At 60.7% G+C, this 23,077-nt stretch carries 23 protein-coding genes and 4 tRNA genes; 14 read left to right on the forward strand and 13 right to left on the reverse strand.

What is annotated here, in order from left to right; translation table 11 throughout:
• Positions 1–289: 289 nt before the first annotated feature.
• A complete protein-coding gene (locus KJY40_RS25880) occupies positions 290–706 on the reverse strand; it encodes a pilin (RefSeq protein ID WP_179693706.1) in 417 nt (138 codons plus the stop codon).
• 226 nt (positions 707–932) lie between these two features.
• Between KJY40_RS25880 and pilB the strand changes: the two genes are divergently transcribed.
• Genes pilB through yacG form a run of 5 tightly spaced genes read left to right on the forward strand, consistent with a single transcriptional unit; the run spans position 933 to position 5,544 of the window.
• Positions 933–2,633, forward strand: a complete 1,701-nt coding sequence (gene pilB, locus KJY40_RS25885; protein ID WP_230733566.1) for a type IV-A pilus assembly ATPase PilB — start codon at positions 933–935, stop codon at positions 2,631–2,633.
• Between the two features lie 2 nt (positions 2,634–2,635).
• Entirely contained in the window at positions 2,636–3,853 is a 1,218-nt protein-coding gene (locus KJY40_RS25890; RefSeq protein WP_230733568.1) for a type II secretion system F family protein, read from the forward strand.
• A gap of 1 nt (position 3,854) precedes the next feature.
• A complete protein-coding gene (locus tag KJY40_RS25895) occupies positions 3,855–4,727 on the forward strand; it encodes a prepilin peptidase (RefSeq protein WP_230733569.1) in 873 nt (290 codons plus the stop codon).
• Entirely contained in the window at positions 4,724–5,347 is a 624-nt protein-coding gene (gene coaE, locus KJY40_RS25900) for a dephospho-CoA kinase (RefSeq protein ID WP_230733572.1), read from the forward strand. The genes KJY40_RS25895 and coaE overlap by 4 nt, the downstream gene beginning before the upstream one ends.
• Positions 5,344–5,544 (forward strand): DNA gyrase inhibitor YacG, encoded by a 201-nt coding sequence (yacG, locus tag KJY40_RS25905; protein WP_011335983.1) that lies wholly within the window; start codon positions 5,344–5,346, stop codon positions 5,542–5,544. Before coaE ends, yacG begins: the two co-directional genes overlap by 4 nt.
• 6 nt (positions 5,545–5,550) lie before the next feature.
• On the opposite strand, the gene KJY40_RS25910 is transcribed toward yacG, so the two are convergent.
• From KJY40_RS25910 to KJY40_RS25920, 3 genes are all read right to left on the reverse strand, one after another.
• Positions 5,551–5,766, reverse strand: coding sequence for a hypothetical protein (locus tag KJY40_RS25910; RefSeq protein ID WP_007959584.1), 216 nt, complete (start codon positions 5,764–5,766; stop codon positions 5,551–5,553).
• A 65-nt stretch (positions 5,767–5,831) separates the two neighbouring features.
• Positions 5,832–6,521, reverse strand: a complete 690-nt coding sequence (locus KJY40_RS25915) for an energy-coupling factor ABC transporter permease (RefSeq protein ID WP_230733573.1) — start codon at positions 6,519–6,521, stop codon at positions 5,832–5,834.
• On the reverse strand, positions 6,518–6,985 hold the full coding sequence (locus KJY40_RS25920) for an FAD/FMN-containing dehydrogenase (protein WP_230733575.1): 468 nt from the start codon (positions 6,983–6,985) through the stop codon (positions 6,518–6,520). Before KJY40_RS25920 ends, KJY40_RS25915 begins: the two co-directional genes overlap by 4 nt.
• A 130-nt stretch (positions 6,986–7,115) precedes the next feature.
• On the opposite strand from KJY40_RS25920, the gene KJY40_RS25925 reads away from it, so the two are divergent.
• The 5 genes from KJY40_RS25925 to KJY40_RS25945 all read left to right on the forward strand — a co-directional run bounded on the left by KJY40_RS25925 (position 7,116) and on the right by KJY40_RS25945 (position 10,474).
• Positions 7,116–7,742, forward strand: coding sequence for a DUF1780 domain-containing protein (locus KJY40_RS25925; RefSeq protein ID WP_230733577.1), 627 nt, complete (start codon positions 7,116–7,118; stop codon positions 7,740–7,742).
• Complete coding sequence (locus tag KJY40_RS25930) at positions 7,739–8,266, forward strand: MOSC domain-containing protein (protein WP_230733579.1); 528 nt, start codon at positions 7,739–7,741, stop codon at positions 8,264–8,266. The genes KJY40_RS25925 and KJY40_RS25930 overlap by 4 nt, the downstream gene beginning before the upstream one ends.
• 51 nt (positions 8,267–8,317) lie before the next feature.
• The gene (locus tag KJY40_RS25935) at positions 8,318–8,491 is read left to right on the forward strand and encodes a DUF3094 domain-containing protein (protein WP_007909875.1); all 174 of its coding nucleotides are present in this window, start codon (positions 8,318–8,320) and stop codon (positions 8,489–8,491) included.
• Between the two features lie 66 nt (positions 8,492–8,557).
• The gene (locus KJY40_RS25940) at positions 8,558–9,856 is read left to right on the forward strand and encodes an NAD(P)/FAD-dependent oxidoreductase (RefSeq protein WP_064599500.1); all 1,299 of its coding nucleotides are present in this window, start codon (positions 8,558–8,560) and stop codon (positions 9,854–9,856) included.
• Positions 9,857–10,066: 210 nt separating this feature from the next.
• The gene (locus KJY40_RS25945; protein ID WP_230733581.1) at positions 10,067–10,474 is read left to right on the forward strand and encodes an HvfA family oxazolone/thioamide-modified RiPP metallophore; all 408 of its coding nucleotides are present in this window, start codon (positions 10,067–10,069) and stop codon (positions 10,472–10,474) included.
• 72 nt (positions 10,475–10,546) lie between these two features.
• On the opposite strand, the gene KJY40_RS25950 is transcribed toward KJY40_RS25945, so the two are convergent.
• From KJY40_RS25950 to rluD, 8 genes are all read right to left on the reverse strand, one after another.
• Entirely contained in the window at positions 10,547–12,172 is a 1,626-nt protein-coding gene (locus tag KJY40_RS25950; protein ID WP_230733583.1) for a methyl-accepting chemotaxis protein, read from the reverse strand.
• 159 nt (positions 12,173–12,331) lie between these two features.
• Positions 12,332–12,408: transfer RNA gene (locus KJY40_RS25955), tRNA-Pro, on the reverse strand.
• 97 nt (positions 12,409–12,505) lie between these two features.
• Positions 12,506–12,581: transfer RNA gene (locus tag KJY40_RS25960), tRNA-Lys, on the reverse strand.
• Between the two features lie 5 nt (positions 12,582–12,586).
• Positions 12,587–12,663, reverse strand: a tRNA-Pro gene (locus KJY40_RS25965).
• A 9-nt stretch (positions 12,664–12,672) separates the two neighbouring features.
• A tRNA-Asn gene (locus KJY40_RS25970) sits at positions 12,673–12,748 on the reverse strand.
• Between the two features lie 298 nt (positions 12,749–13,046).
• Complete coding sequence (clpB, locus tag KJY40_RS25975; protein ID WP_102716614.1) at positions 13,047–15,611, reverse strand: ATP-dependent chaperone ClpB; 2,565 nt, start codon at positions 15,609–15,611, stop codon at positions 13,047–13,049.
• A gap of 129 nt (positions 15,612–15,740) precedes the next feature.
• Positions 15,741–16,463: a peptidoglycan editing factor PgeF gene (gene pgeF, locus KJY40_RS25980; RefSeq protein WP_230733585.1), complete on the reverse strand. Its 723-nt coding sequence runs from the start codon at positions 16,461–16,463 to the stop codon at positions 15,741–15,743.
• Positions 16,460–17,422, reverse strand: coding sequence for a 23S rRNA pseudouridine(1911/1915/1917) synthase RluD (gene rluD, locus KJY40_RS25985; RefSeq protein WP_085712174.1), 963 nt, complete (start codon positions 17,420–17,422; stop codon positions 16,460–16,462). The genes pgeF and rluD overlap by 4 nt, the downstream gene beginning before the upstream one ends.
• A 152-nt stretch (positions 17,423–17,574) precedes the next feature.
• Here rluD and KJY40_RS25990 point away from each other — a divergent pair, with 152 nt between their 5' ends.
• The 4 genes from KJY40_RS25990 (at position 17,575) to KJY40_RS26005 (ending at position 21,872) form a co-directional block, all read left to right on the forward strand.
• Positions 17,575–18,591, forward strand: a complete 1,017-nt coding sequence (locus KJY40_RS25990; protein WP_007959566.1) for an outer membrane protein assembly factor BamD — start codon at positions 17,575–17,577, stop codon at positions 18,589–18,591.
• 125 nt (positions 18,592–18,716) lie between these two features.
• Positions 18,717–18,950: a PP0621 family protein gene (locus KJY40_RS25995; RefSeq protein ID WP_115079251.1), complete on the forward strand. Its 234-nt coding sequence runs from the start codon at positions 18,717–18,719 to the stop codon at positions 18,948–18,950.
• The gene (locus tag KJY40_RS26000) at positions 18,940–20,529 is read left to right on the forward strand and encodes a sensor histidine kinase (RefSeq protein ID WP_230737764.1); all 1,590 of its coding nucleotides are present in this window, start codon (positions 18,940–18,942) and stop codon (positions 20,527–20,529) included. Before KJY40_RS25995 ends, KJY40_RS26000 begins: the two co-directional genes overlap by 11 nt.
• Positions 20,526–21,872, forward strand: coding sequence for a sigma-54-dependent transcriptional regulator (locus KJY40_RS26005; protein WP_230733587.1), 1,347 nt, complete (start codon positions 20,526–20,528; stop codon positions 21,870–21,872). Before KJY40_RS26000 ends, KJY40_RS26005 begins: the two co-directional genes overlap by 4 nt.
• Positions 21,873–21,931: 59 nt before the next feature.
• On the opposite strand, the gene thiO is transcribed toward KJY40_RS26005, so the two are convergent.
• On the reverse strand, positions 21,932–23,032 hold the full coding sequence (thiO, locus tag KJY40_RS26010) for a glycine oxidase ThiO (RefSeq protein WP_230733589.1): 1,101 nt from the start codon (positions 23,030–23,032) through the stop codon (positions 21,932–21,934).
• Between the last annotated feature and the right edge of the window lie 45 nt (positions 23,033–23,077).

Here is a 23,077-nt window from a genome sequence, read left to right on the forward strand (position 1 = left end):
CTCCTGTTTTTCTGGAAAGTCTGCTGCGTGTCTTGTCAGCAGGGTTACCGGAGATATTGCGAACGCTGTGCCAACTTTGAAACACGAAATAAATCTATATAAATCAATGAGTTAAGAAAATAGTAATTTCTCGGAATCATGCAAATTGCATGACCGGTGATTTAACTGCATGCAACTTGCAGACTGGAGCTGGCGGCTTAAGGCCATGATTCACAGAGTTTTTTTTCGCATAAAACGGCGCAAAAAAAGCCCCGCCGGTTCGGCGGGGCTTTGTGTCACTCGGCTTGGATCAAGCACCAGTGCATTGCTTGGGCAGATACTCCTGCGCGGCGGTACTGGTGCAGCTCCAGCCATTGGTCGCGTCACGGGTCAAGGTAATGGTTTTGCTCAGCACCGGTGCCGGCGCGTTGACTAATGTGCACACAATTGTCCCGGCACCAGTGGATGCAGTGCCAGTAACGGCCAGCGTGCAGTTACTGGTAGCGGCAGCACCGCCAGGTCCGGTGTTGGCAGTAGTGGGTGCAGTACCGGCATTGATGACATCCTCATACGGGATTTTCATCGCCGAAATCTCGGCCAGCCCCGCCGTCACCTTCGACCGCGCCTGATATTTGGAATACTGCGGCAGCGCCACAGTCGCGAGGATACCGATGATCGCCACGACGATCAGCAGCTCGATCAGAGTGAAACCTTGTTGTTTCTTCATAGACACGCTCCATGCATGAGTCGGAATCTCATGATCTGAACAGGACTCAGCACAGCCCGTGCCAAGCGCTTCCAACCCCGGTCTGCCGGGCGTGATCCGGACGTCGTGCCGATTCCTACAACCCGTAACCGCACTATCTGACACTTTTTGTCACCTGCACCCCGCGTGTTTGGCGCTGTCACTTGACTAGGCTATAAGTCATGAACGGCAAGCACGTGGAAACCCCATGAATGACATCGCTCTGAGCGGTCTGGCCAAACAACTGGTCCAGGCCGAATTGCTCACGGAAAAGAGTGCCCAGCAAGCCTGGCAACAGGCGCAGCGCAATCGCCTGTCGCTGGTCAGTTACCTGGTGCAGAACAAACTGGTGAAGAGCTGGCAGGTCGCCGAGATTGCCTCGGAGCATTTCGGCATGGCATTTCTGGACCTCAACTGCCTCGACAAGGAAACCCAGCCCAAGGGCCTGGTCAGTGAAAAACTGGTGCGCCAGCACCACGCCCTGCCCCTCTGGCGGCGCGGCAACAAACTGTTCGTGGGGATTTCCGACCCGAGCAATCATCAGGCGATCAATGACATTCAGTTCAGCACCGGGCTGAGCACCGAAGCCATTCTGGTCGAGGACGACAAGCTCACCGACGCCATCGAAAAGTTCTTCGACACCCACGCCACCGGCCTGGAGGAGATGGCCGATGTCGATCTCGACGGACTGGACATCGAGTCGGTCGATGACAGCAAACAAGACACTCTCGGCGGGTTCGATGCGGACGATGCCCCGGTGGTGCGCTTCGTCCACAAGATGCTGCTGGACGCGATCAAGAGCGGCTCGTCCGACCTGCACTTCGAGCCTTACGAAAAGAACTACCGGGTGCGGGTGCGCACCGACGGCATTCTGCGTGAGGTGGCCAAGCCGCCGACTCAGCTCGCCGGGCGCATCGCCGCACGCCTGAAGGTGATGGCCAGTCTCGACATTTCGGAGCGACGCAAACCCCAGGACGGGCGGATCAAGATGCGTCTGTCGAAGAGCAAGTCGATCGATTTCCGGGTCAACACTCTGCCCACCCTCTGGGGCGAGAAAGTGGTGATACGGATCCTCGACCCCTCCAGCGCCCAGATCGGCATCGATGCCCTCGGTTATGAGCCGGAGCAGAAAGACCTGTACATGGCCGCCCTCAAGCAACCACAAGGCATGATTCTGGTGACCGGCCCTACCGGCTCGGGCAAGACCGTGTCGCTATACACCGGGCTGAACATCCTCAATACCGTCGACATCAACATCTCCACCGCCGAAGACCCGGTGGAGATCAACATGGAAGGCATCAACCAGGTCAACGTCAATCCCCGCCAGGGGATGGACTTTGCCCAGGCACTGCGTTCGTTCCTGCGTCAGGATCCGGACGTGATCATGGTCGGCGAGATCCGCGACCTCGAAACCGCCGAAATCGCGATCAAGGCGGCCCAGACCGGGCACCTCGTGCTGTCCACCCTGCACACCAACAGCGCGGCGGAAACGCTGACCCGCCTGCACAACATGGGCATTCCCGGCTTCAACATCGCGACCTCGGTGAGTCTGATCATTGCCCAGCGTCTGGCGCGAAAACTCTGCAGCCACTGCAAGAAGCCCATCGAGATCCCCCGCGAGACCCTGATCAAGGAAGGTTTCCCCGAGGAACGCATCGGCCATTTCACGATCTATGAGCCCGCCGGTTGCGATCACTGCAACGGCGGGTACAAGGGTCGCGTGGGGATTTATGAAGTGGTGAAGAACACCCCAGAGCTGCAACGGCTGATCATGGCCGAGGGCAACTCTTTGGAAATCGATATCCAGATGCGCCGGGACGGCTTCAACGACCTGCGCACCTCGGGCCTGATCAAGGCCATGCAAGGCATCACCAGCCTTGAAGAAATCAACCGGGTCACCAAGGACTGAACATGGCGGTCAAGGCAGCGAAAATCAGCGTCTACGCCTGGGAAGGCACGGACCGCAAAGGCAGCAAGGTGACCGGCGAGTTGAGCGGCCAGAACCCCGCACTGATCAAGGCCCAATTGCGCAAGCAGGGCATCAACCCCGGCAAGGTGCGCAAGAAATCCGCCTCGTTGCTGAGCTTCGGCAAGCGCATCAAGGCCCAGGACATTGCCCTGTTCACCCGGCAGATGGCGACCATGATGAAGGCTGGCGTGCCGCTGTTGCAGTCGTTCGACATCATTGGCGAAGGCTTCGAAAATCCGGCCATGCGCAAGCTGGTGGACGAGGTGAAGCAGGAGGTCGCCGCCGGCAACAGCTTCGCCGCCGCGCTGCGCAAGAAGCCGCAATATTTCGACGAGTTGTACTGCAACCTGGTGGATGCCGGCGAGCAGTCCGGCGCCCTCGACACCCTGCTGGAACGGGTCGCGACCTACAAGGAGAAGAGCGAAAGCCTCAAGGCCAAGATCAAGAAAGCCATGACCTACCCGTCGGCCGTGGTGCTGGTGGCGGCGGTGGTTACCGGGATTCTGCTGGTCAAGGTGGTGCCGCAGTTCCAGTCGGTGTTCTCCGGATTCGGTGCCGAATTGCCGGCCTTCACGTTGATGGTGATCAGCCTGTCCGAGTTCATGCAGCAATGGTGGTGGGCGATTCTCGGTGCGCTGGTGGCCGGATTTTTCGGCACCCGCCATGCCTTGAAAAAATCCCAGGCCCTGCGTGACCGGCGCGACGCCTGGTTTCTCAAGCTGCCGCTGGTGGGCACGCTGATGTACAAGTCCGCCGTGGCGCGGTTTGCCCGGACCCTGTCGACCACCTTCGCGGCCGGTGTGCCGCTGGTGGAGGCGCTGGATTCGGTAGCCGGGGCCACCGGCAACGTGGTGTTCAAGCGCGCCGTGCTGCGCATCCGCCAGGACGTTTCCACCGGCATGCAGCTGAATTTTTCGATGCGCGCCACCGGCATCTTTCCGAACATGGCGGTGCAGATGACCGCCATCGGCGAAGAATCCGGCGCACTGGACGAGATGCTCGACAAGGTCGCGGGGTTCTATGAGGACGAAGTGGACAATATGGTCGACAACCTCACCAGCCTGATGGAGCCGTTCATCATGGTGGTGCTCGGGGTGATCGTCGGCGGTCTCGTGGTGGCCATGTACCTGCCGATCTTCCAACTCGGCTCAGCGATCTGACATGCCTACCGACGAACTCTTCAGTCTCTATCCGCTGGCCTTCGTCTTCACTGCCCTGCTGTTGGGGCTGATGGTCGGCAGTTTCCTCAACGTGTTGATCTGGCGCCTGCCGAAAATGCTCGAGCGCGAATGGCGCCAACAGGCTCACGATGTGTTGGGGCTGCCCGGTGAAGCGCCGTTGCCCACTTACAACCTGATGCTGCCGCACTCGCAATGCCCGCACTGTGGCCACCGGATCCGCGCGTGGGAAAACATTCCCGTGTTGAGTTACGTGTTCCTGCGCGGACGCTGCTCAAGTTGCAGCACACCGATCAGCAAGCGTTACCCGCTGACCGAACTGGCCTGCGGCCTGCTTTCGGCGTTCATCGCCTGGCACCTGGGTTTCGGCTGGCCGGCGTGCCTGCTGATCGTGCTGACCTGGGGCCTGTTGGCCATGAGCCTGATCGACACCGAACATCAGTTGCTGCCCGATGTGCTGGTGCTGCCGCTGCTGTGGCTGGGGCTGATCGTCAACAGCTTCGAGCTGTTCGTGCCGCTGCACGATGCCCTGTGGGGCGCGGTGCTGGGCTACATGGCGCTGTGGTCGGTGTTCTGGCTGTTCAAGCTGATCACCGGCAAGGACGGCATCGGTCACGGCGATTTCAAGCTGCTGGCGCTGCTCGGGGCCTGGGGCGGCTGGCAGATTCTGCCGCTGACCATCCTGTTGTCTTCACTGGTGGGCGCGGTGCTCGGGGTGATTTTACTCAAGCTGCGCGACCAGAAAACCTCGACGCCGATCCCCTTCGGCCCGTATCTGGCAATTGCCGGCTGGATTGCCTTGCTCTGGGGTGGTCAAATAACCGGCTTCTATTGGCAGTTTGTCGGTTTGAAATGAATACCCCTGTGGAAAAACCCTGGATTCTCGGCCTGACCGGCGGCATCGGCAGCGGCAAAAGCGCCGCCGCCCAGCACTTCATCGATCTTGGCATCCACGTGGTGGACGCCGATCACGCGGCACGCTGGGTGGTCGAACCCGGCCGTCCGGCGCTGGCGAAGATCGCCGAACACTTCGGCCCCGATGTGTTGCAGGCCGACGGCACGCTGGATCGTGCGGCCCTGCGCAAACTGATCTTTGAGGTGCCGGAGCAACGGCGCTGGCTCGAAGCGCTGCTGCATCCGCTGATCGCCGAGGAAATCGCCCATCACCTGGCGCTGGCACAATCGCCTTACGCGATTCTGGTCTCGCCGCTGCTGATCGAATCCAGGCAATACGCGATGACCCAGCGAATCCTGGTAATCGACGCCCCGCAACAACTGCAGATCGAACGCACCTTGCAGCGTGACCAGACCAGCGAACAGCAGGTCCAGGCGATCCTCAAGGCCCAGTCCAGCCGCGAAGACCGCGTCAGCCGTGCCGATGACGTGGTGGTCAACGACCGCGACCTCGCCTGGCTGCACAGCGAGGTCGAGCGCCTGCATCACTTTTACCTGACTTTATCCGGAGGCCAATCATGAGCCAGACCCCAACCGTCAACTGCCCGACTTGCGGCGCGCCCGTGGAATTCACCCCGGAAAACAAATACCGCCCGTTCTGCTCGGACCGCTGCAAGCTGATCGACCTCGGCGCCTGGGCGTCGGAGGAACACAAGATTCCGGTGGCCCCGGATGCCGAGGACGAACTGTTTTCCGGCGATTTCGACCCGCGTCACTGATCCCGTTCAGGGCCGCATGAAGCCGTAGTCCTGATCGTCGTCGAGGTTTTCCGCCAGAAAACGCAACTCGTCGGCCAGGTCTTCGGCGTTGCGCACCGCCTTGCTCTGCTGCACCACCGCACTGAGCAAGGCGCGCAGGCTCAGGCCCGGATCGAACCCCACCTCCTGCGCCATCTCCAGACTCTGCCGGGTTTCCTGCCTCGCCCACTCGTACACGCTCATGCCGCTGCTCCTGAAGGGATTTGACCGAGCATGAAATGCCGCGCGCAGAGTGGATTTGATATGGATCAAGACTTGGGATCGTCGTCCTTCCAGGGCGCCGAAAGGTAGCGGGTGCGATTGAAAGTCTCCAGCCATTCCGGGCAGAACACCACCAAGGCGCTGACCACCATGCCGTTGATGAAGGCTTCGGGAAAAATCAGCAGCCACAGGTAACCGATGAAATCTTCCAGCCATTCGGGCATGGCAAAGAGGCCGTCGTACCAGAGCAACGTCAGGCTCAGCGTCAGGCAGAACAACGCCGACAGCGCCGCAGCGAAAAAGCCGGAACAGAAGATGTACACGAACGGATTGCGTGGCTGGGCGCGCTCGACCAGGATCGCCACGCATTCGGTGATCAGCACCGGCAACAGGATCAGCAAGGCACCGTTGACCCCGACAGCCACCAGATCCTGACGGCCCAGCATCACCAGCCCCAACTGCGCTACCAGTCCACCGACGATCGCCAGCGGCCAGTCCAACAGTAGCGTCACTGCCGTCATGCCGATGAAGTGGTAAGACACGCCGGTGTCGAAGTCCCTGCGCACCAGCCATAGCAGAAACAACGCGAACACCGTTCCGAACAGCAAGTGCTGACGACGACTGTCACTGAACAACTCGACCCAAGGCGCGCGGCCAATCGCCCAGAGCAGCACCGGCAGGTAAATCAACCATCCCAGCAGCAGGCTCGCAGACGACAGCAGCTCGGCGCCGATCATGGGCGAGCCTGCTCCAGCGCCTCACGTAGTTCAGCCGCCTGGGTGTATTCGTGCCGGGCCAGCAAGCGCCCGTCCTTGAGCTGCAGCCAGAGCACCGCGCCTTCGGCCCCGGGGTAGCGAGAGGCCACGCGACTTTCGCGATCAAGCAACACTCGATAGCTGTAGTCACGCATCGCCGGAACGGCGAACATCTTCGCGATCAGCGCCGGCATGCGCTGGATATCGGCGACAAACACCGCATGCCGCGCCTCCAGATAGCCCTTGGGCTGATCGGCCATGGCTTGCTTGAGCAGTTTCGCACCGTCCATGTCACGCGCCACCAACAGTGTCGTAGTGCGGTCATCGAGAGTAAACGGCTGATCGTGCTGGTCCAGCAGCGTCCAGGGTGCCAGTCGCTCACCTATTTCCAGCGCATGGGCCCATAGCGGAACGACAGCGAACAACAACAGCCAGCGAAATTTCACATTCAGCCCCTTTCATTCGACGTTAATACACGGTGCCCTCAGTCTACACCGCCCCTCCCGACTGCCTACTGATGCACTTTGCCGCGCGAACGCTTTCTGCTTGTCGCAATTGAACGCTAAGCTTGGGCCTATGGATGACTCAGATTATTTACGCCTGCTGACCATCGCGGCCGAGCAAGCCAACGCCTTCCTGTCCAATGCCCGCAAATGGGAGCGTGAGCGTTGGGTCTGCCAGCGCCTGCTGCAAGGCTTGAATATTCCGTATCGTGTCGACGAATTCGCCCCTGCCGGCGAGCCGCCGGACGTGCTGTTTCGCGATGCCAACTTCGAAGTGTTTTTCGTTCTCGACGAGGGCCGTCGGCTCAACGACGAATGGCGCGATGAGCTGCAACGTCGGCGCAGTGCGTTTTCCCTCAGCCAACTGGTGCGCCGTGAAGCCAAGCCGCGGCGGATTCCGGCCAATGAATTTTTGCTGAGGCTGGCGCCGACCTTGCGCAAGAAAGCTCACAACTACAAAGAACGCGGCATGGATCTCGGCGAGCTGGACATCATTGCCTTCGCCAGCCTCAAACGCGAAGTGCTCGACCTGAACAGCCACTTTCCACCGCCCACCGAATATTTGCGTCAGGGCTGGCGTTCGCTGTCGCTGGTCGGGCCAACGTTTGCACGGGTGCTGTTCGCCCATCCCGATGCCCCGGATTTCCTGCGCGGCAACCTGGGGCGCAGCATCGTGTTCGATGTCGGGATCAGCCTGTGACGCCACTTCAACAATTGATTGCCGATGTCCCACAGACCGGATGCGTGCGCTGGATTGGTGTGCGCCCCGAATCACGGGGGCCGATGCTCACGCTCGATGCCGTGGAGGCGCGACTTGAAGCTGGACTAACTGGCGATCACGCTCGGCCCGGTGTGCGCAATGCGCGGCAGGTGACGCTGATTCAATGGGAACATCTGGCCGTGATCAGCAGCCTGATGGGCCGGTCGACCGAACAACCGGTCATGCCTGAAGATCTGCGGCGCAATCTCGTTATAAGCGGGATCAACCTGTTCAGCCTCAAGGGGCGGCGCTTTCGCATTGGTCAGGCGATTTTCGAAACCACAGGCTGGTGCCAGCCGTGTGCGCGCCTGCAAAACAACCTCGGCCCCGGAACGTTCCAGGCCGTGCGCGGGCATGGCGGAATCACCGCGCGAGTGTTACAAAGCGGGATCATTCGCCTCGGGGACAGTGTGTCTGTCGAACCGGTCCCGGACAGTGGCTATGCTGCGTTCAATCCCGGTTGAAAACCGCTGTAGCGTGTTCTCATTCAGTAACGTCTACCTGACGAGGCCTTTATGACCAGCCGCCTGAACCCCGAAGACCAGAAGCATGTCGAAGAGTACCTGCAGTTGTCCCAACACCGTGTCGAGCGCCGGCCATTCCGGCCGTGGATGCTCCTGGTGCTGGTGCTGGCAGTGACCATTGGTCTTGGCCTGTTGAGCCGATTTATCAGTTACCTGACGCTATGAGCTGCATCGCGCTCGCTCGGGTTTCGACGACAAAGATTTCCTTTAAAAACCTTGCGAGCTATCCCCATGTCCCATCGTATTGTCATTGTCGGCGGCGGCGCCGGCGGTCTGGAGTTGGCTACCCGTCTGGGTAAGACTCTGGGCAAACGCGGCACTGCCAGCATCATGCTGGTCGACGCGAACCTCACGCACATCTGGAAACCGCTGCTGCACGAAGTGGCCGCCGGATCGCTGAACTCTTCCGAAGACGAACTCAACTATGTCGCCCAGGCCAAATGGAACCACTTCGAGTTCCAGCTGGGGCGCATGAGCGGGCTCGATCGTGAGCAGAAGAAGATCCAGCTGGCCGCCACCTACGACGAAAACGGCGTTGAGCTGGTTCCGGCGCGGGAAGTGCCCTACGACTCGCTGGTGATCGCGGTCGGCAGCACCACCAACGATTTCGGCACCCAGGGCGCCGCGCAACACTGCCTGTTCCTTGACACCCGCAAACAGGCCGAGCGTTTCCATCAGCAACTGCTCAACCACTACCTGCGTGCTCACGCCGGGCAAACCGATGTGGTCCAGCAGATCAGCGTGGCCATCGTCGGCGCGGGCGCCACGGGCGTCGAACTGGCGGCGGAGCTGCACAACGCCGCCCATGAGCTGGCGGCTTACGGCTTGGACCGGATCAAACCGGAAAACATGCACATCACCCTGATCGAAGCCGGGCCACGGGTGCTGCCAGCGCTGCCTGAGCGCATCAGCGGGCCGGTGCACAAAACCCTGGAGAAACTCGGGGTCAACGTGATGACCAACGCGTCGGTCAGCCAGGTCACCGCCGACAGCCTGATCACCGCCGATGGCAACGAGATCAAGGCCAGTTTGAAAGTCTGGGCTGCCGGGATCCGCGCACCGGGTTTCCTCAAGGACATCGACGGTCTGGAAACCAACCGTATCAATCAACTGCAAGTGCTGCCGACGCTGCAGACCACCCGCGACGAAAACATTTTCGCCTTCGGTGACTGCGCCGCGTGCCCGCAACCGGGCTCGGATCGCAACGTTCCGCCACGGGCTCAGGCTGCGCATCAACAGGCGTCGTTGCTGGCCAAATCGCTGAAACTGCGCATCGAAGGCAAGACCCTGCCGGAGTACAAGTACACCGACTACGGCTCGCTGATTTCGCTGTCGCGTTTCTCGGCGGTGGGTAACCTGATGGGTAACCTGACCGGCAGCGTGATGCTTGAGGGCTGGCTGGCGCGGATGTTTTACGTGTCGCTGTACCGCATGCACCAGATGGCGCTGTACGGGCCGTTCCGCACGGCGATGCTGATGCTGGGCAGCAAGATCGGACGCGGCACCGAGCCTCGCCTGAAACTGCACTGATGTAAAAACACCGTGGGGGCGGGCTCGCCCTCACGGTGTTTTGTTTTCTACTGTATCTGCCCCCGCTTTCCCCACCTTCGCTTACAAACGCCCCGCTCCTCGACACAGACGCGATACACCGCCACCGCTTAATGGCCACACCCGAGCACACCTGCTCCGGCTTGATCGCCCTTAACGTGTGGTTGCGCTGTGCAACCGAAGGAGAATGCAATGTCCCGTACTTCGAAAATCGGCAAAAACTCCCTTGGCCTGGTCGGTGCCGTACTGGCCGGCGGCCTGATGTTGTCCGGCTCGGTGTTCGCCGCACAACCGCTGGCCCAGGGTTATATGGTCGCTTCGGCCGAGACCTCGGTGAAAGCCCCGGAAGGCAAATGCGGTGAAGGCAAATGCGGCGATGCGTCGATGGCCAAGACCGACACCGATGGCGACGGCAAGGTCTCGCGCGCCGAATTTCTGAAGGTCGCGCCGAAGTCCGACTTCGACAAGATCGACACCAACCACGACGGCTTCATCGACGAGCAAGAGGCGTACAACAACGTCAAAGCCAACTTCGAAGCCAATGGCAAGAAAATGCCGAAAGGTCTGTTCGAACACCTGAAAGACCAGGACGGTGCCTGATTTTTCAGAGGCCCGACAAAACAAAGCCGCGCGCTCTCTGACGAGAAGCGCGGCTTTTTCACGCCTGCATGATTACAACTGGAAGCGCCGCACCATGCCTTGCAGGGCGTTGGCCAGTTGCGACAGTTCATGGCTCGACGCGTTGGTTTGATCGGCACCTGCCGCCGAGCGCACCGACAGATCGCGAATGTTCACCAGATTGCGGTCCACTTCCCGCGCCACCTGCGCCTGTTCTTCGGCGGCGCTGGCGATAACCAGATTGCGCTCGTGGATTTCGTTTACTGACGCCGTGATCGTCTGCAACGCTTCACCGGCCCGCTCGGCCAGTACCAACGTGGTGGCTGCCCGCGAAGCACTGGCCTGCATCGACTCCAGCGCCAGGCTCGAACCGTTGCGCATGCCCTGCACCATCTGCTCGATTTCCTGGGTCGATTGCTGCGTGCGATAAGCCAGCGCCCGGACTTCATCGGCAACTACCGCAAACCCGCGTCCACTCTCCCCGGCCCGCGCCGCTTCGATGGCGGCGTTGAGTGCCAGCAGGTTGGTTTGCTCGGCAATCGCCCGGATCACATCCAGCACTTTGCCGATGTCTTGGGATTGGTTGGCCAGCGATTGCACCAGCTCTCCGGTATGTTCGACTTCGCTGGCCAAGGCGTTGATGGCGCCAGCGGTTTCGCTGACCCGTTCCTGGCCCAACTGTGCCGACTCGCTGGACTGACGGGTGGCGTCGGACGTCGACACTGCATTGCGGGCAACTTCCTCGACTGCCGTGGTCATCTCGTTGACGGCGGTGGCGGCCTGTTCGATTTCGTTGTTCTGCTGTTGCAGCCCTTGGGTGCTGTCGTGGGTGACCGCGCTCAGTTCGTCGGAAGCGGTCGCCAGTTGCGTGGCCGAGCCACTGATGCCCTGCAGGGTTTCGCGCAGATTTTGCTGCATGGTCGCCAGCGCCTTGAGCAAGCGGCTGACTTCATCGTTGCCGTGGGTTTCGATCGGACGGGTCAGATCGCCTCGAGCGACGTGCTCAGCGGCATCGACGGCGGCGCTCAGGGGGCGAACGATGCTACGGGTCAGCAACATGGCCAGGGCCACGGTCGCCAGCGCCGCCAGAGCGATAAACAAGGTCACGATGGTGCGCGAGGTTTCGTAGTGGGCGGCAGAGTTCTGGCTTTCGGCGGCGACCTGGCGGGCGAACAGGTCTGCCAGGTCATTGAGTTGTTTGCCGGAGCCGTCGACCACGGTTTTCATGTCGACCAGCAGCAGTTTGGTCAGCTCATCGCGCTTGCCTTGTTCGGCGAGAGTAAACGACTGGGCGATCCCGGTGCGGTAGGCGGCAAAGGTTTTCTTGAACTGATCATACAACTGCTGCCCTTCCGGGGTGATCACCAGCCGGTCGTAAGCGGCGATTTTCTCGCTCAGCTCCTTGTCGCGGGTGTCCATCTGGCTGCGGTACGTGGCGATGTTGGCCGGATCCTGATCCAGCGCCATGCGCAGGGAGATGGTGCGAATGCGCAACATGATCTCGCGAATCTCGTCGCCGCCGCGAATGCTCGGTAACCACTGTGTCTCCACCGCCACTTCGCTGTCACGGATGCTCGACATCTGTCCCAGCGCAAACACCCCGAGCAACGCCACCAGCACCGCGATCAGGGCGAAGCCCAGGGCGGCACGGGGAGCAATATTCAACTGACGAAGCAACATGACGAACGCCCTTTTTCTTGTATTGGCCGGATTCAAGGGGCGATCAATGGCAGACCCCTTTTGTTAGCGGGCTATCGGCAAGTTGTACGACGACTTGAATGAAACATTCCCGGAGGGCAAAAAAAATCCCCGTATCTTTCGATACGAGGATTTTTAATATGGTCGGGGTAGGGGGATTCGAACTCCCGACATCCTGCTCCCAAAGCAGGCGCGCTACCGGACTGCGCTATACCCCGGTAAAAAAAAGGCGACCTTTCAAAGATCGCCTTCTTCGATCAGCGCTTTTGGCCTCTGATCTTAAGATTCGATCCCAGTGTTACCTGGTTTCAAAAATGGTGGGTCGTGTGGGATTCGAACCTACGACCAATTGGTTAAAAGCCAACTGCTCTACCAACTGAGCTAACGACCCAAAAATGGTCGGGGTAAGGGGATTCGAACTCCTGACATCCTGCTCCCAAAGCAGGCGCGCTACCGGACTGCGCTATACCCCGGTTTGAAATTGGCTCCGTGACCAGGACTCGAACCTGGGACCCAATGATTAACAGTCATTTGCTCTACCGACTGAGCTATCACGGAACTACATATTTCAATTTACAACGGTGAAACTTGCAGCTTCTCGACATCGTTTTCGCATCGCTGCGTTCGTGTGTCTGAGGCGCGCTATTCTACAACCTAGAACACCTCTGTCAACCCCCTAAATTGCTTTCAAGTTAATGATTTGCAACTTATTTCAGATTTCTGCCCAGTGAGCTGAAACCGTGTTGGTGACTGACTGCGGGGCGCACTTTACAAGCCTTTTCCTTTGAGTTCAACAGCCTGGCGAAAAAAAAGGCCTCGCAGTGCGAGGCCTTCCTTACTTCACCACCGTCAGGTGTCAGTTGAACGTGATCTCGTCGTTCTCCACGACGCCGGTCGCGGTCTCCCCTGGCATGAAGCGTCCCGAAAGGATCAACTGCGCCAACGGGTTCTCGATCCAGCGCTGGATCGCCCGCTTCAGCGGCCGTGCGCCGTAGACCGGGTCGTAACCGACGGCAATCAGCTTGTCCATCGCTTCCGGGCTCAGTTCCAGCTTCAGTTCGCGCTCGGCCAGACGGCTGCGCAGACGGCCCAGCTGGATCTCGGTGATGCCCGCGATCTGATCCCGTGCCAATGGCTCGAAGATCACCACTTCGTCGACCCGGTTGATGAACTCCGGACGGAAGTGGGTGGAAATCGCATCCATCACCGCTGCCCGTTGTGCTTCACGATCACCGACCAGTTCCTGGATCTGCATCGAACCAAGGTTGGAGGTCATGACGATCACGGTATTGCGGAAGTCCACCGTGCGGCCGTGGCTGTCGGTCAGGCGTCCATCCTCCAGCACTTGCAGCAGGATGTTGAACACGTCCGGGTGCGCCTTCTCGACTTCGTCCAGCAGGATCACCGAGTAAGGCTTGCGCCGTACCGCTTCGGTCAGGTAGCCGCCCTCTTCGTAACCGACGTAGCCCGGTGGCGCACCGATCAGCCGTGCCACGGAATGTTTCTCCATGAACTCGGACATGTCGATCCGCACCATCGCCTCTTCCGTATCGAAGAGGAATTCGGCCAGCGCCTTGCACAGCTCGGTTTTACCGACACCGGTCGGGCCGAGGAACATGAACGAGCCGCTCGGGCGATTCGGGTCGGACAACCCGGCACGGGAACGCCGCACCGCGTTGGCCACTGCAACCACTGCTTCGTCCTGGCCGATCACGCGTTGATGCAACAGGCTTTCCATCTTCATCAGCTTGTCGCGCTCGCCTTCGAGCATTTTCGACACCGGAATACCGGTCCACTTCGAAACGACTTCGGCGATTTCCTCTTCGGTCACCTTGCTGCGCAGCAACTGGTTCTCGCTCTTGCCGTGCTGGTCGACCATTTGCAGGCTGCGCTCCAGATCCGGGATCACCCCGTACTGCAACTCCGCCATGCGGTTCAGATCGCCTTTACGCCGCGCGGCTTCCAGTTCCTGACGGGACTGTTCGATCTTCTGCTGAATCTGTGCAGAACCCTGCACCTCGGCTTTTTCCGAGTTCCAGATTTCTTCCAGATCCGAATACTCACGCTCGTGACGGACGATTTCTTCCTGGAGTTTTTCCAGACGCTTGATCGCCGCTTCGTCGCTTTCTTTCTTCAGGGCCTGGGACTCGACTTTCAGTTGAATCAGGCGCCGCTCCAGGCGATCCAGCACTTCCGGTTTGGAGTCGATCTCCATGCGGATGCGGCTGGCGGCTTCGTCGATCAGGTCGATCGCCTTGTCCGGCAACTGCCGATCGGTGATGTAACGATGGCTGAGCTTGGCCGCCGCGATGATCGCGCCGTCGGTAATCGCCACCTTGTGGTGAACCTCGTAACGCTCCTTGAGGCCACGCAGGATCGCGATGGTGTCTTCTTCGCTCGGCTCGTCTACCAGCACTTTCTGGAAGCGCCGCTCGAGGGCCGCGTCCTTCTCTATATATTGGCGGTACTCGTTGAGCGTGGTCGCGCCGACGCAATGCAGCTCGCCACGGGCCAGGGCCGGTTTGAGCATGTTGCCGGCGTCCATCGAGCCTTCGCCCTTGCCGGCGCCGACCATGGTGTGCAGTTCGTCGATGAACAGAATGATCTGTCCTTCCTGCTTCGACAGCTCGTTGAGCAACGCTTTCAGGCGCTCTTCGAACTCGCCGCGATACTTGGCACCGGCAATCAGCGCACCCATATCGAGGGACAGCAGGCGTTTGCCACGCAGGCCATCCGGCACTTCGCCGTTGATGATGCGCTGGGCCAGACCTTCGGCAATCGCAGTTTTACCCACGCCAGGCTCACCGATCAGCACCGGGTTGTTCTTGGTGCGGCGTTGCAAGACCTGAATGGTGCGACGGATTTCGTCGTCACGGCCGATCACCGGGTCAAGCTTGCCTTCTTCGGCGCGCTTGGTCAGGTCGACGGTGTACTTATCCAGCGCCTGACGCGACTCTTCGTGGTTGGCGTCATTGACCGCCTCGCCACCGCGCAGGTTGTTGATTGCATTCTCCAGGGCTTTTTTGCTCACGCCCTGGCCAAGCAGCAACTTGCCGAGCTTGCTGTTCTCGTCCATCGCGGCGAGCAGTACCAGCTCGCTGGAAATGAACTGGTCGCCCTTCTGCTGGGCCAGACGGTCAGCCTGGTTGAGCAGACGCGCCAGATCCTGCGACATATTCACGTCGCCGGTCGGGTTCTGGATTTTCGGTAATTGATCGAGCTCTTTGGTCAACTCTTTACGCAAGCTGTTGACGTCGAAGCCCACCTGCATCAACAGGGGTTTGATCGAACCACCCTGCTGTTCAAGCATGGCTTGCATCAAATGCGCCGGCTCGATGGCCGGATGATCGTGGCCGACAGCCAGGGATTGGGCATCGGACAACGCCAACTGCAATTTGCTGGTTAAACGGTCTATACGCATGGGTCACCTTCCTTTTGAGCAGGCCGGACCTAAAAACCATCCTGAATAAAGAAACCTGCCAGATACCGCTATAGATGCGGTCGATTCTGGAAGATTCAAGCGTGGGACAGTTGATGCAGATCAGACAGTTTAGCGGGTGAGCCAAACCAGGGAGGCGAAGCGACCAGTGCGTGACGCACGGCGGTAGGAAAAGAAGCGCGGATCGGTCACGGTACAGAAACCGCCACCATAAACAGCCGTGACACCCCGGACCGCCAGACGCAGTCGCGCCAGCTTATAGATGTCGGCCATGAACTTGCCCGCGTTATGGCTCGGGACAAAGGCTGTCGCGGCTTCGGGCAATTGATTGATGAAGACTTCCCGGACTTCCGGGCCGACTTCGAAGGCTTGCGGACCGATGGCCGGGCCGAGCCAGACCAGAATGTCTTCGGCAGGCACATCAAGACTGTCGAGGGTGGCTTCCAGCACACCGGCCGCCAGTCCACGCCAACCGGCATGCGCCGCTGCCACGCGAGTGCCGGCACGGTCGCAGAACAGCGCCGGCAGGCAATCGGCGGTCATTGCCGCACAAGCGATACCCGGTGTTGCCGTCCAGCTGGCATCCGCCGTGGCTACAACCGACGGATCGGCATGCGCCACGGCAATCCCGTGCACTTGCTGCAACCAGGCAGGCTTGATAGAGAAGTGTTCGGTCAGTCGCCGACGGTTTTCGGCGACGGCCTCAGGACGATCATCGACATGATCGCCCAGATTGAGGCTGTCGAAAGGCGCCTCGCTGACGCCGCCCTCGCGGGTGGTGACACAGGACTTGACGCTGGCCGGCGCGGGCCAGTCCGGCGTCAGCCAGTTCATCCGACGAATGCCTCGCGATCCTGCTTGAGCAGGGTCAGCAGCCACACCAGGTCTTCCGGCAACGGCGACTCCCAGCTCATGCGCTCACCGGTGGTCGGGTGATCCAGCTCGAGGAACCGTGCGTGCAGGGCCTGACGCGGGAAGTGTTTCAGCGATTCGACCATGGTCTGGCTCGCCGCCGGCGGGATGCGGAAACGACCGCCGTACGCCGGATCGCCGACCAACGGGAAGTTGATGTGCGCCATGTGTACGCGGATCTGGTGGGTACGACCGGTTTCCAGCTTCACCCGTACGTGAGTGTGGGAACGGAAACGCTCCAGCACGCGATAGTGGCTGACCGCAGGCTTGCCGCCCTCCATCACCGCCATCCGCTGGCGCTGCTGGCCGTGACGACCGATCGGGGCGTTGATCTTGCCACCGGCCGTCACCACGCCGATCACGATGCACTCGTAGATCCGGCTCACGCTGCGGCTTTGCAGCTGCGCGACCAGTTTGGTCTGCGCCTGGATGGTCTTGGCCACCACCATCAGACCGGTGGTGTCCTTGTCCAGACGATGCACGATGCCGGCACGCGGGACATTGATGATGTCCGGCACGTGGTGCAGCAAGGCATTAAGCAAGGTGCCATCGGCGTGGCCGGCAGCCGGGTGCACCACCAGGCCCGCAGGCTTGTTGATCACCAGGATGTCGTCGTCTTCATAGACGATGTCGAGCTCGATGTCCTGGGCGACCCATTCCCCCTGGGCCTCCTGCTCGGCGGTCAGCTCAAGGACGGCACCGCCATGAACGATGTCGCGCGGGCGGATGACCGCCCCGTCCACAGTCAGGCGGCCTTCTTTGATCCAGGCGGAAAGGCGCGAGCGCGAGTGCTCGGCGAAGAGTTGGGCGGCGACTTGATCGAGGCGTTGGCCGCCCAATTCGGACGGCACCTCTGCGCGAAGTTCAATTTTATCGGACATGCTCGGACTGGGCGTCGGCTACAGCCTTTGGTTTCGGCTGCGCGCTTGTGGTTAAATACGGCGTCTTTTGCCCCGGGGCTTTTCAACGGGGCGCTCATCATAACAGGACGGCCCCGCCCAAGACAGCGGCCGTCATAGGGACGCAAGCCGCCATGCAAGTGAAACACCTGCTGCTGATCGCCATCCTCGCATTGACCGCTGCTTGCTCATCGAAGGAAGTCGTAGACGAAAACCTGAGTGAAGCCGAGCTGTACCAGCAGGCTCAACAGGACCTGGACAACAACAGCTACACCAGCGCCACAGCCAAGCTGAAGGCTCTGGAGTCGCGTTATCCGTTCGGTCGCTACGCCGATCAGGCGCAGCTGGAACTGATCTACGCCAACTACAAGAACGCCGAGCCGGAAGCTGCAAAGTCCGCCGCCGAGCGTTTCATTCGTCTGCATCCGCAGCACCCGAACGTCGATTACGCCTACTACCTGAAGGGCCTGACTTCGTTCGACCAGGACGTCGGCCTGCTGGCGCGCTTCCTGCCGCTGGACATGACCAAGCGTGACCCGGGTGCCGCCCGCGACTCCTACAACGAGTTCGCCCAGCTGACCAGCCGCTACCCGAACAGCCGCTACGCGCCGGACGCCAAGCAGCGCATGATCTACCTGCGCAACCTGCTGGCCGCCTACGAAATCCACGTGGCCGACTACTACCTGACCCGTCAGGCCTATGTCGCTGCCGCCAACCGTGGTCGTTATGTAGTGGAAAACTTCCAGGAAACCCCTTCGGTCGGTGACGGCCTGGCGGTGATGACCGAAGCCTACCAGCGTCTGCATCTGGACGAACTGGCGGCCACCAGTCTGGAAACCCTGAAGCTCAACTACCCGAACCACCCGAGCCTGCAGGACGGTCAGTTCGTGCCTCGCGTTGCCGAAGCCGACAACCGTTCGTTCCTGAGCAAGGCCACGCTGGGCCTGATCGAATCCCGTCCGCCGCTGCCGCCGGGAGAGACTCGCGCCAACCAGGACGTGCAGAAGCAGTTCCAGGACGCGAAAGACGCGATCCCGAACGAGCTCAAGCCAAAAGACGAAAACGGCGACGTGATCGAAGAGCCGGAACCGGAGTCGAGCGACAGCGACCGTTCCATCTTCAGTTACATGACCTTCGGTCTGTTCGACTGATCACTTCGGTGATGCCAAAAAGGGAGATCTTCGGATCTCCCTTTTTATTGCGGCGCGTGATTGGGCTGTGCGCTTGTCGGGTCCTTGGCTAAACTGCCGAATCATTAGCCGAAAAGCCGCCCATCATGCTTCGTTTACTGTTCTGGATTGCCTTGATCGCCGCCGCTGTCTGGTTGTGGCGCAAATTCAAGGCCCCCGCCTCGTCCGCCCGATCACCTCGCGAACAGGATGCCGCGCCGATGGTGCGCTGCGCCCATTGCGGCGTACACCTGCCCCGCGACCGCGCGCTGAACCTTCAACAACAGTGGTATTGCAGCCAGGCTCACCTTGAGCAAGGCCCCGGTTCCAGTGATCGCTGAGGCCGACAACGCCGACAGCAAACAGGCCCAGCGACTGCTGCGCCTCTATCATCTGTACCGCTTGAGTGTCGGCATCACCCTGGTGTTGCTGATCTCCAGCAACATGGACAACCGCCTGCTGACCTCGGCCAACGACGAGTTGCTGCGCAATGGCAGCTGGTTGTACCTGGTGCTGAACATCCTGCTGGTGGTGTTCCTCGAGAACATCCACCGCCCGGCCCAGTTGTTCGGCCTGGCACTGGTCGACATCCTGCTGCTGTGCAGCGTGTTCTACGCGGCCGGCGGCGTGGCCAGCGCGATCGGCAACCTGCTGATCGTTTCGGTGGCCATCAGCAACACCTTGCTGCGACGACGCATCGGCTTGCTGATCGCCGCCATCGCTACCCTCGGCATCGTCGGGCTCAGCTTTCTGCTGAGTTTCAGCCATCCCTTGAGCGCCAACGACTATCTTCAGGCTGGCACCCTCGGTGCCTTGTGCTTTGCCGCCTCGCTGCTGGTGCAGGGATTGATGCGCCGTCTCGAAGTCAGTGAGAACCTGGCCGAGCTGCGTGCCAGCGAAGTCGTGGGGCTCGAAGCCCTCAACGCGCTGATCCTGCAACGCATGCGCACCGGCATTCTGGTGCTCGACGAAGAGCGCCGGGTGCAACTGGCCAACCACAGCGCCAAGGCCCTGCTGGGTCAAACGCACCTTGAAGGCGACCTGATCGACGAGCACTCGAGCGCATTGGTCGAACGCCTGCAACTGTGGCTGAACAACCCGACCCTGCGCCCGCAAAGCCTGAAAATCGCCGGCAACGGCCTGGAGCTGCAACCGAGCTTCATCGCCCTGGAACAGAGCCCGAACCGCCAAACCCTGGTGTTTCTCGAAGACCTCGCCCAGATCGCCCAGCAGGCCCAACAATTGAAACTGGCCGCGCTGGGCCGACTGACCGCCGGTATCGCCCATGAAATCCGCAATCCGCTGGGCGCCATCAGTCATGCCGCGCAGCTGTTGCAGGAATCCGAGGAACTCGACGGCGCGGATCGGCGTCTGACACAGATCATTCAAGACCACTCCCAGCGCATGAACCGAGTCATCGAAAACGTCCTGCAACTGTCCCGCCGCCAGCAGAGCGCGCCGCAACGGCTGGATCTCAAGCCGTGGCTGGAACAGTTCGTCAGCGAAAGCCGCGAACAGGCCGGCGAGCGCCAGCACATTCATCTGCACATCGGCCCGGGGGATTTCCGCACGTTGATGGATCCCGGCCAGCTCACACAGATTCTCGACAATCTGTTACGCAACGGCTGGCGCCACAGTGCCCTGTTGCACGATCCGGCCGAGGTCTGGCTGACGCTGTTGATCGACCCCGAAAGCACGCTGGCCGTGCTCGAAGTGCAGGACAACGGCCCCGGCGTGCCGCTGGATCAGCAGGCTCACCTGTTCGAACCGTTCTTTACCACCAGCAGCCAGGGCACCGGCCTTGGGCTTTATCTGTCCCGTGAGCTGTGCGAAAGCAATCAAGCGCGCCTAGACTTCAAATCACGCCAAGGCGGCGGCTGCTTTCGCATCACCTTTGCTCACGGACGGAAACAAATTTGAACACGAGCCCACGGCAAAAAATCCTCATCGTCGACGACGAGCCGGATATTCGCGAACTCCTGGAAATCACCCTGGGACGGATGAAACTCGACACCTTCAGCGCACGCAATCTCGCAGAAGCCCAGACGCTGCTGTACCGCGAGACCTTCGACCTGTGCCTGACCGACATGCGCCTGCCCGACGGCTCCGGCCTGGAGCTGGTGCAGCACATTCAGCAACGTTATCCGCAACTGCCAGTGGCGATGATCACCGCCTACGGCAGCCTGGAAACGGCGATCAACGCCCTGAAAGCCGGGGCTTTCGACTTCCTGACCAAACCGGTGGACCTGACACGCCTGCGCGAGCTGGTCGGCTCGGCGTTGCGCATGCCGGCGCCGGGCAATGTCTGCACCTCGATCGATCGGCGATTGCTCGGCGATTCGCCGCCGATGCGCAACCTGCGCAAACAGATCGACAAACTGGCCCGCAGCCAGGCACCGGTCTACATCAGCGGCGAATCCGGCAGCGGCAAGGAACTGGTGGCCCGATTGATTCATGAACAGGGCCCGCGTGCCAGCCAGCCATTCGTGCCGGTGAACTGCGGGGCGATTCCTTCTGAGTTGATGGAGAGCGAGTTCTTCGGCCATCGCAAAGGCAGTTTCAGCGGTGCGGTGGAAGATAAACCGGGGCTGTTTCAGGCGGCCCATGGCGGCACACTGTTTCTCGATGAAGTGGCGGATCTACCGCTGCCGATGCAGGTCAAGCTGCTGCGGGCGATCCAGGAAAAAGCCGTGCGCAGCGTCGGTGGCCAACAGGAAACCGTGGTCGATGTGCGCATCCTCTGCGCGACGCACAAGGATCTCGACGCTGAAGTGGCTGCCGAGCGTTTTCGTCAGGATCTGTATTACCGGCTGAACGTGATCGAACTGCGCGTACCGTCCCTGCGCGAACGTCGCGAGGACATCGAAGCACTGGCCGGCCATATGCTCAAGCGCCTGGCCAATGGCACCGGGCAGCCGGCGGCACGCCTTCATCCTCATGCCCTCGAGGCGCTGAAAAACTACCGTTTTCCGGGCAACGTGCGAGAGCTGGAGAACGTGCTTGAGCGGGCGCATACCCTGTGTGAAAACCGCACGATCGAGGCCGAGGATTTACGCCTGATCGAAGGTAATGGCACCGCCGAGGGCGGCGTTGCCGATCTCACGCAGATCGACAACCTGGAAGACTATCTGGAAAGCGTCGAGCGCAAACTGATTCTGCAGGCACTGGAAGAAACCCGCTGGAATCGCACGGCGGCGGCGCAGCGGTTGAGTCTGTCGTTTAGGTCGATGCGCTACAGGCTCAAGAAACTGGGTCTGGATTAAGGCCCCTTTCGCGGGCTTGCCCGCGAAAGCGATTTGTCAGTTACCGGAAGAAAAACTGACTAGATCCGTCCGGCCGGTGCATACGGCGCCGGATCAATGATCGGCGTGCGCCCCAGCATCACATCGGCAAACAACTGACAGGACGCCGGCGCCAGCACCAGTCCGTTGCGGTAATGCCCGCAGTTCAGCCACAGACCGTCAAACCCCGGAACCCGGCCAATGTAAGGAATACCTTCCGGTGAACCCGGTCGCAGCCCGGCCCAGTGCCCCACCACTTCAGCATCGGCCAGCGCCGGCAACAACTCGACTGCCGATGCCTTGAGACTTTCAAGCGCGTTGTCCGTCGGGGTCTTGTCGAAGCCTTCGTGCTCCAGCGTACTGCCGATCAGAATGTGCCCGTCGCGGCGCGGAATCGCGTAGCGCCCCTTGGCCAGCACCATGCTCGGCAGGAAATCCGCTGCGCACTTGTAGAGAATCATCTGACCCTTGACCGGCTCCACCGGCAGCGACAGGTTCAAGGTCTTGAGCAGTTCGCCGCTCCACGCACCTGCGGTGAGCACGACCTGATCGCCGGCGATCACACCGGTGGAAGTCTGCACGCCCACCACCCGCTCACCTTCACGGACAAACCCACTGACTTCACACTGCTCATGAATCGTCACGTTCGGCAGCGCCTGCAACGCCGCTTTCAAAGACTTCACCAGTCGTGGATTGCGCACGTTGGCCACATCGGCCATATAGATCGCCCGGGAAAAACCACCACCGAGCACCGGCACCGCATCATGCGCCGCCGAAATATCCACAGCCCGCAACGGGCGGTTTTCGCGTTTGGCCCAGGCCAGTGCTTCGTCTTCGTCATCCAGGTCCAGCCAATACAGGCCGGTGGTGTGCACTTCGGGATCCACCCCGGTATCGGCAAAAAGGCGTTCGCCCAGTTGTGGATAAAAATCCTGCGACCAGTGCGCCAGCGCGGTAACGGCCGGACTATAGCGCCACGGGTACAGCGGAGACACGATACCGCCACCGGCCCAGGACGATTCCTGGCCGACGTTCGAACGATCCAGCAGCACCACGCTGCCGACCTCGGAGGCGAGGTTGTACGCAGTGAGCAGGCCAATCACCCCGCCACCGACAATCACCACTTGCTGTTGCCTGGTCATGTTTGATCCAACCGTAAAAAAGACAGTGGGCGCAAAAGGCGCCCG

The sequence above is a fragment of the Pseudomonas fitomaticsae genome, assembly GCF_021018765.1.
GTDB classification, from domain to species: Bacteria; Pseudomonadota; Gammaproteobacteria; order Pseudomonadales; family Pseudomonadaceae; genus Aquipseudomonas; species Aquipseudomonas fitomaticsae.

What these genes read in the sequence shown, in the direction of transcription:
- KJY40_RS25880 (WP_179693706.1), bottom strand. Translation starts at nt 706, where the DNA reads ATGAAGAAACAACAAGGTTTCACTCTGATCGAGCTGCTGATCGTCGTG.
- pilB (WP_230733566.1), top strand. Translation starts at nt 933, where the DNA reads ATGAATGACATCGCTCTGAGCGGTCTGGCCAAACAACTGGTCCAGGCC.
- KJY40_RS25890 (WP_230733568.1), top strand. Translation starts at nt 2,636, where the DNA reads ATGGCGGTCAAGGCAGCGAAAATCAGCGTCTACGCCTGGGAAGGCACG.
- KJY40_RS25895 (WP_230733569.1), top strand. Translation starts at nt 3,855, where the DNA reads ATGCCTACCGACGAACTCTTCAGTCTCTATCCGCTGGCCTTCGTCTTC.
- coaE (WP_230733572.1), top strand. Translation starts at nt 4,724, where the DNA reads ATGAATACCCCTGTGGAAAAACCCTGGATTCTCGGCCTGACCGGCGGC.
- yacG (WP_011335983.1), top strand. Translation starts at nt 5,344, where the DNA reads ATGAGCCAGACCCCAACCGTCAACTGCCCGACTTGCGGCGCGCCCGTG.
- KJY40_RS25910 (WP_007959584.1), bottom strand. Translation starts at nt 5,766, where the DNA reads ATGAGCGTGTACGAGTGGGCGAGGCAGGAAACCCGGCAGAGTCTGGAG.
- KJY40_RS25915 (WP_230733573.1), bottom strand. Translation starts at nt 6,521, where the DNA reads ATGATCGGCGCCGAGCTGCTGTCGTCTGCGAGCCTGCTGCTGGGATGG.
- KJY40_RS25925 (WP_230733577.1), top strand. Translation starts at nt 7,116, where the DNA reads ATGGATGACTCAGATTATTTACGCCTGCTGACCATCGCGGCCGAGCAA.
- KJY40_RS25935 (WP_007909875.1), top strand. Translation starts at nt 8,318, where the DNA reads ATGACCAGCCGCCTGAACCCCGAAGACCAGAAGCATGTCGAAGAGTAC.
- KJY40_RS25940 (WP_064599500.1), top strand. Translation starts at nt 8,558, where the DNA reads ATGTCCCATCGTATTGTCATTGTCGGCGGCGGCGCCGGCGGTCTGGAG.
- KJY40_RS25945 (WP_230733581.1), top strand. Translation starts at nt 10,067, where the DNA reads ATGTCCCGTACTTCGAAAATCGGCAAAAACTCCCTTGGCCTGGTCGGT.
- KJY40_RS25950 (WP_230733583.1), bottom strand. Translation starts at nt 12,172, where the DNA reads ATGTTGCTTCGTCAGTTGAATATTGCTCCCCGTGCCGCCCTGGGCTTC.
- clpB (WP_102716614.1), bottom strand. Translation starts at nt 15,611, where the DNA reads ATGCGTATAGACCGTTTAACCAGCAAATTGCAGTTGGCGTTGTCCGAT.
- pgeF (WP_230733585.1), bottom strand. Translation starts at nt 16,463, where the DNA reads ATGAACTGGCTGACGCCGGACTGGCCCGCGCCGGCCAGCGTCAAGTCC.
- rluD (WP_085712174.1), bottom strand. Translation starts at nt 17,422, where the DNA reads ATGTCCGATAAAATTGAACTTCGCGCAGAGGTGCCGTCCGAATTGGGC.
- KJY40_RS25990 (WP_007959566.1), top strand. Translation starts at nt 17,575, where the DNA reads ATGCAAGTGAAACACCTGCTGCTGATCGCCATCCTCGCATTGACCGCT.
- KJY40_RS25995 (WP_115079251.1), top strand. Translation starts at nt 18,717, where the DNA reads ATGCTTCGTTTACTGTTCTGGATTGCCTTGATCGCCGCCGCTGTCTGG.
- thiO (WP_230733589.1), bottom strand. Translation starts at nt 23,032, where the DNA reads ATGACCAGGCAACAGCAAGTGGTGATTGTCGGTGGCGGGGTGATTGGC.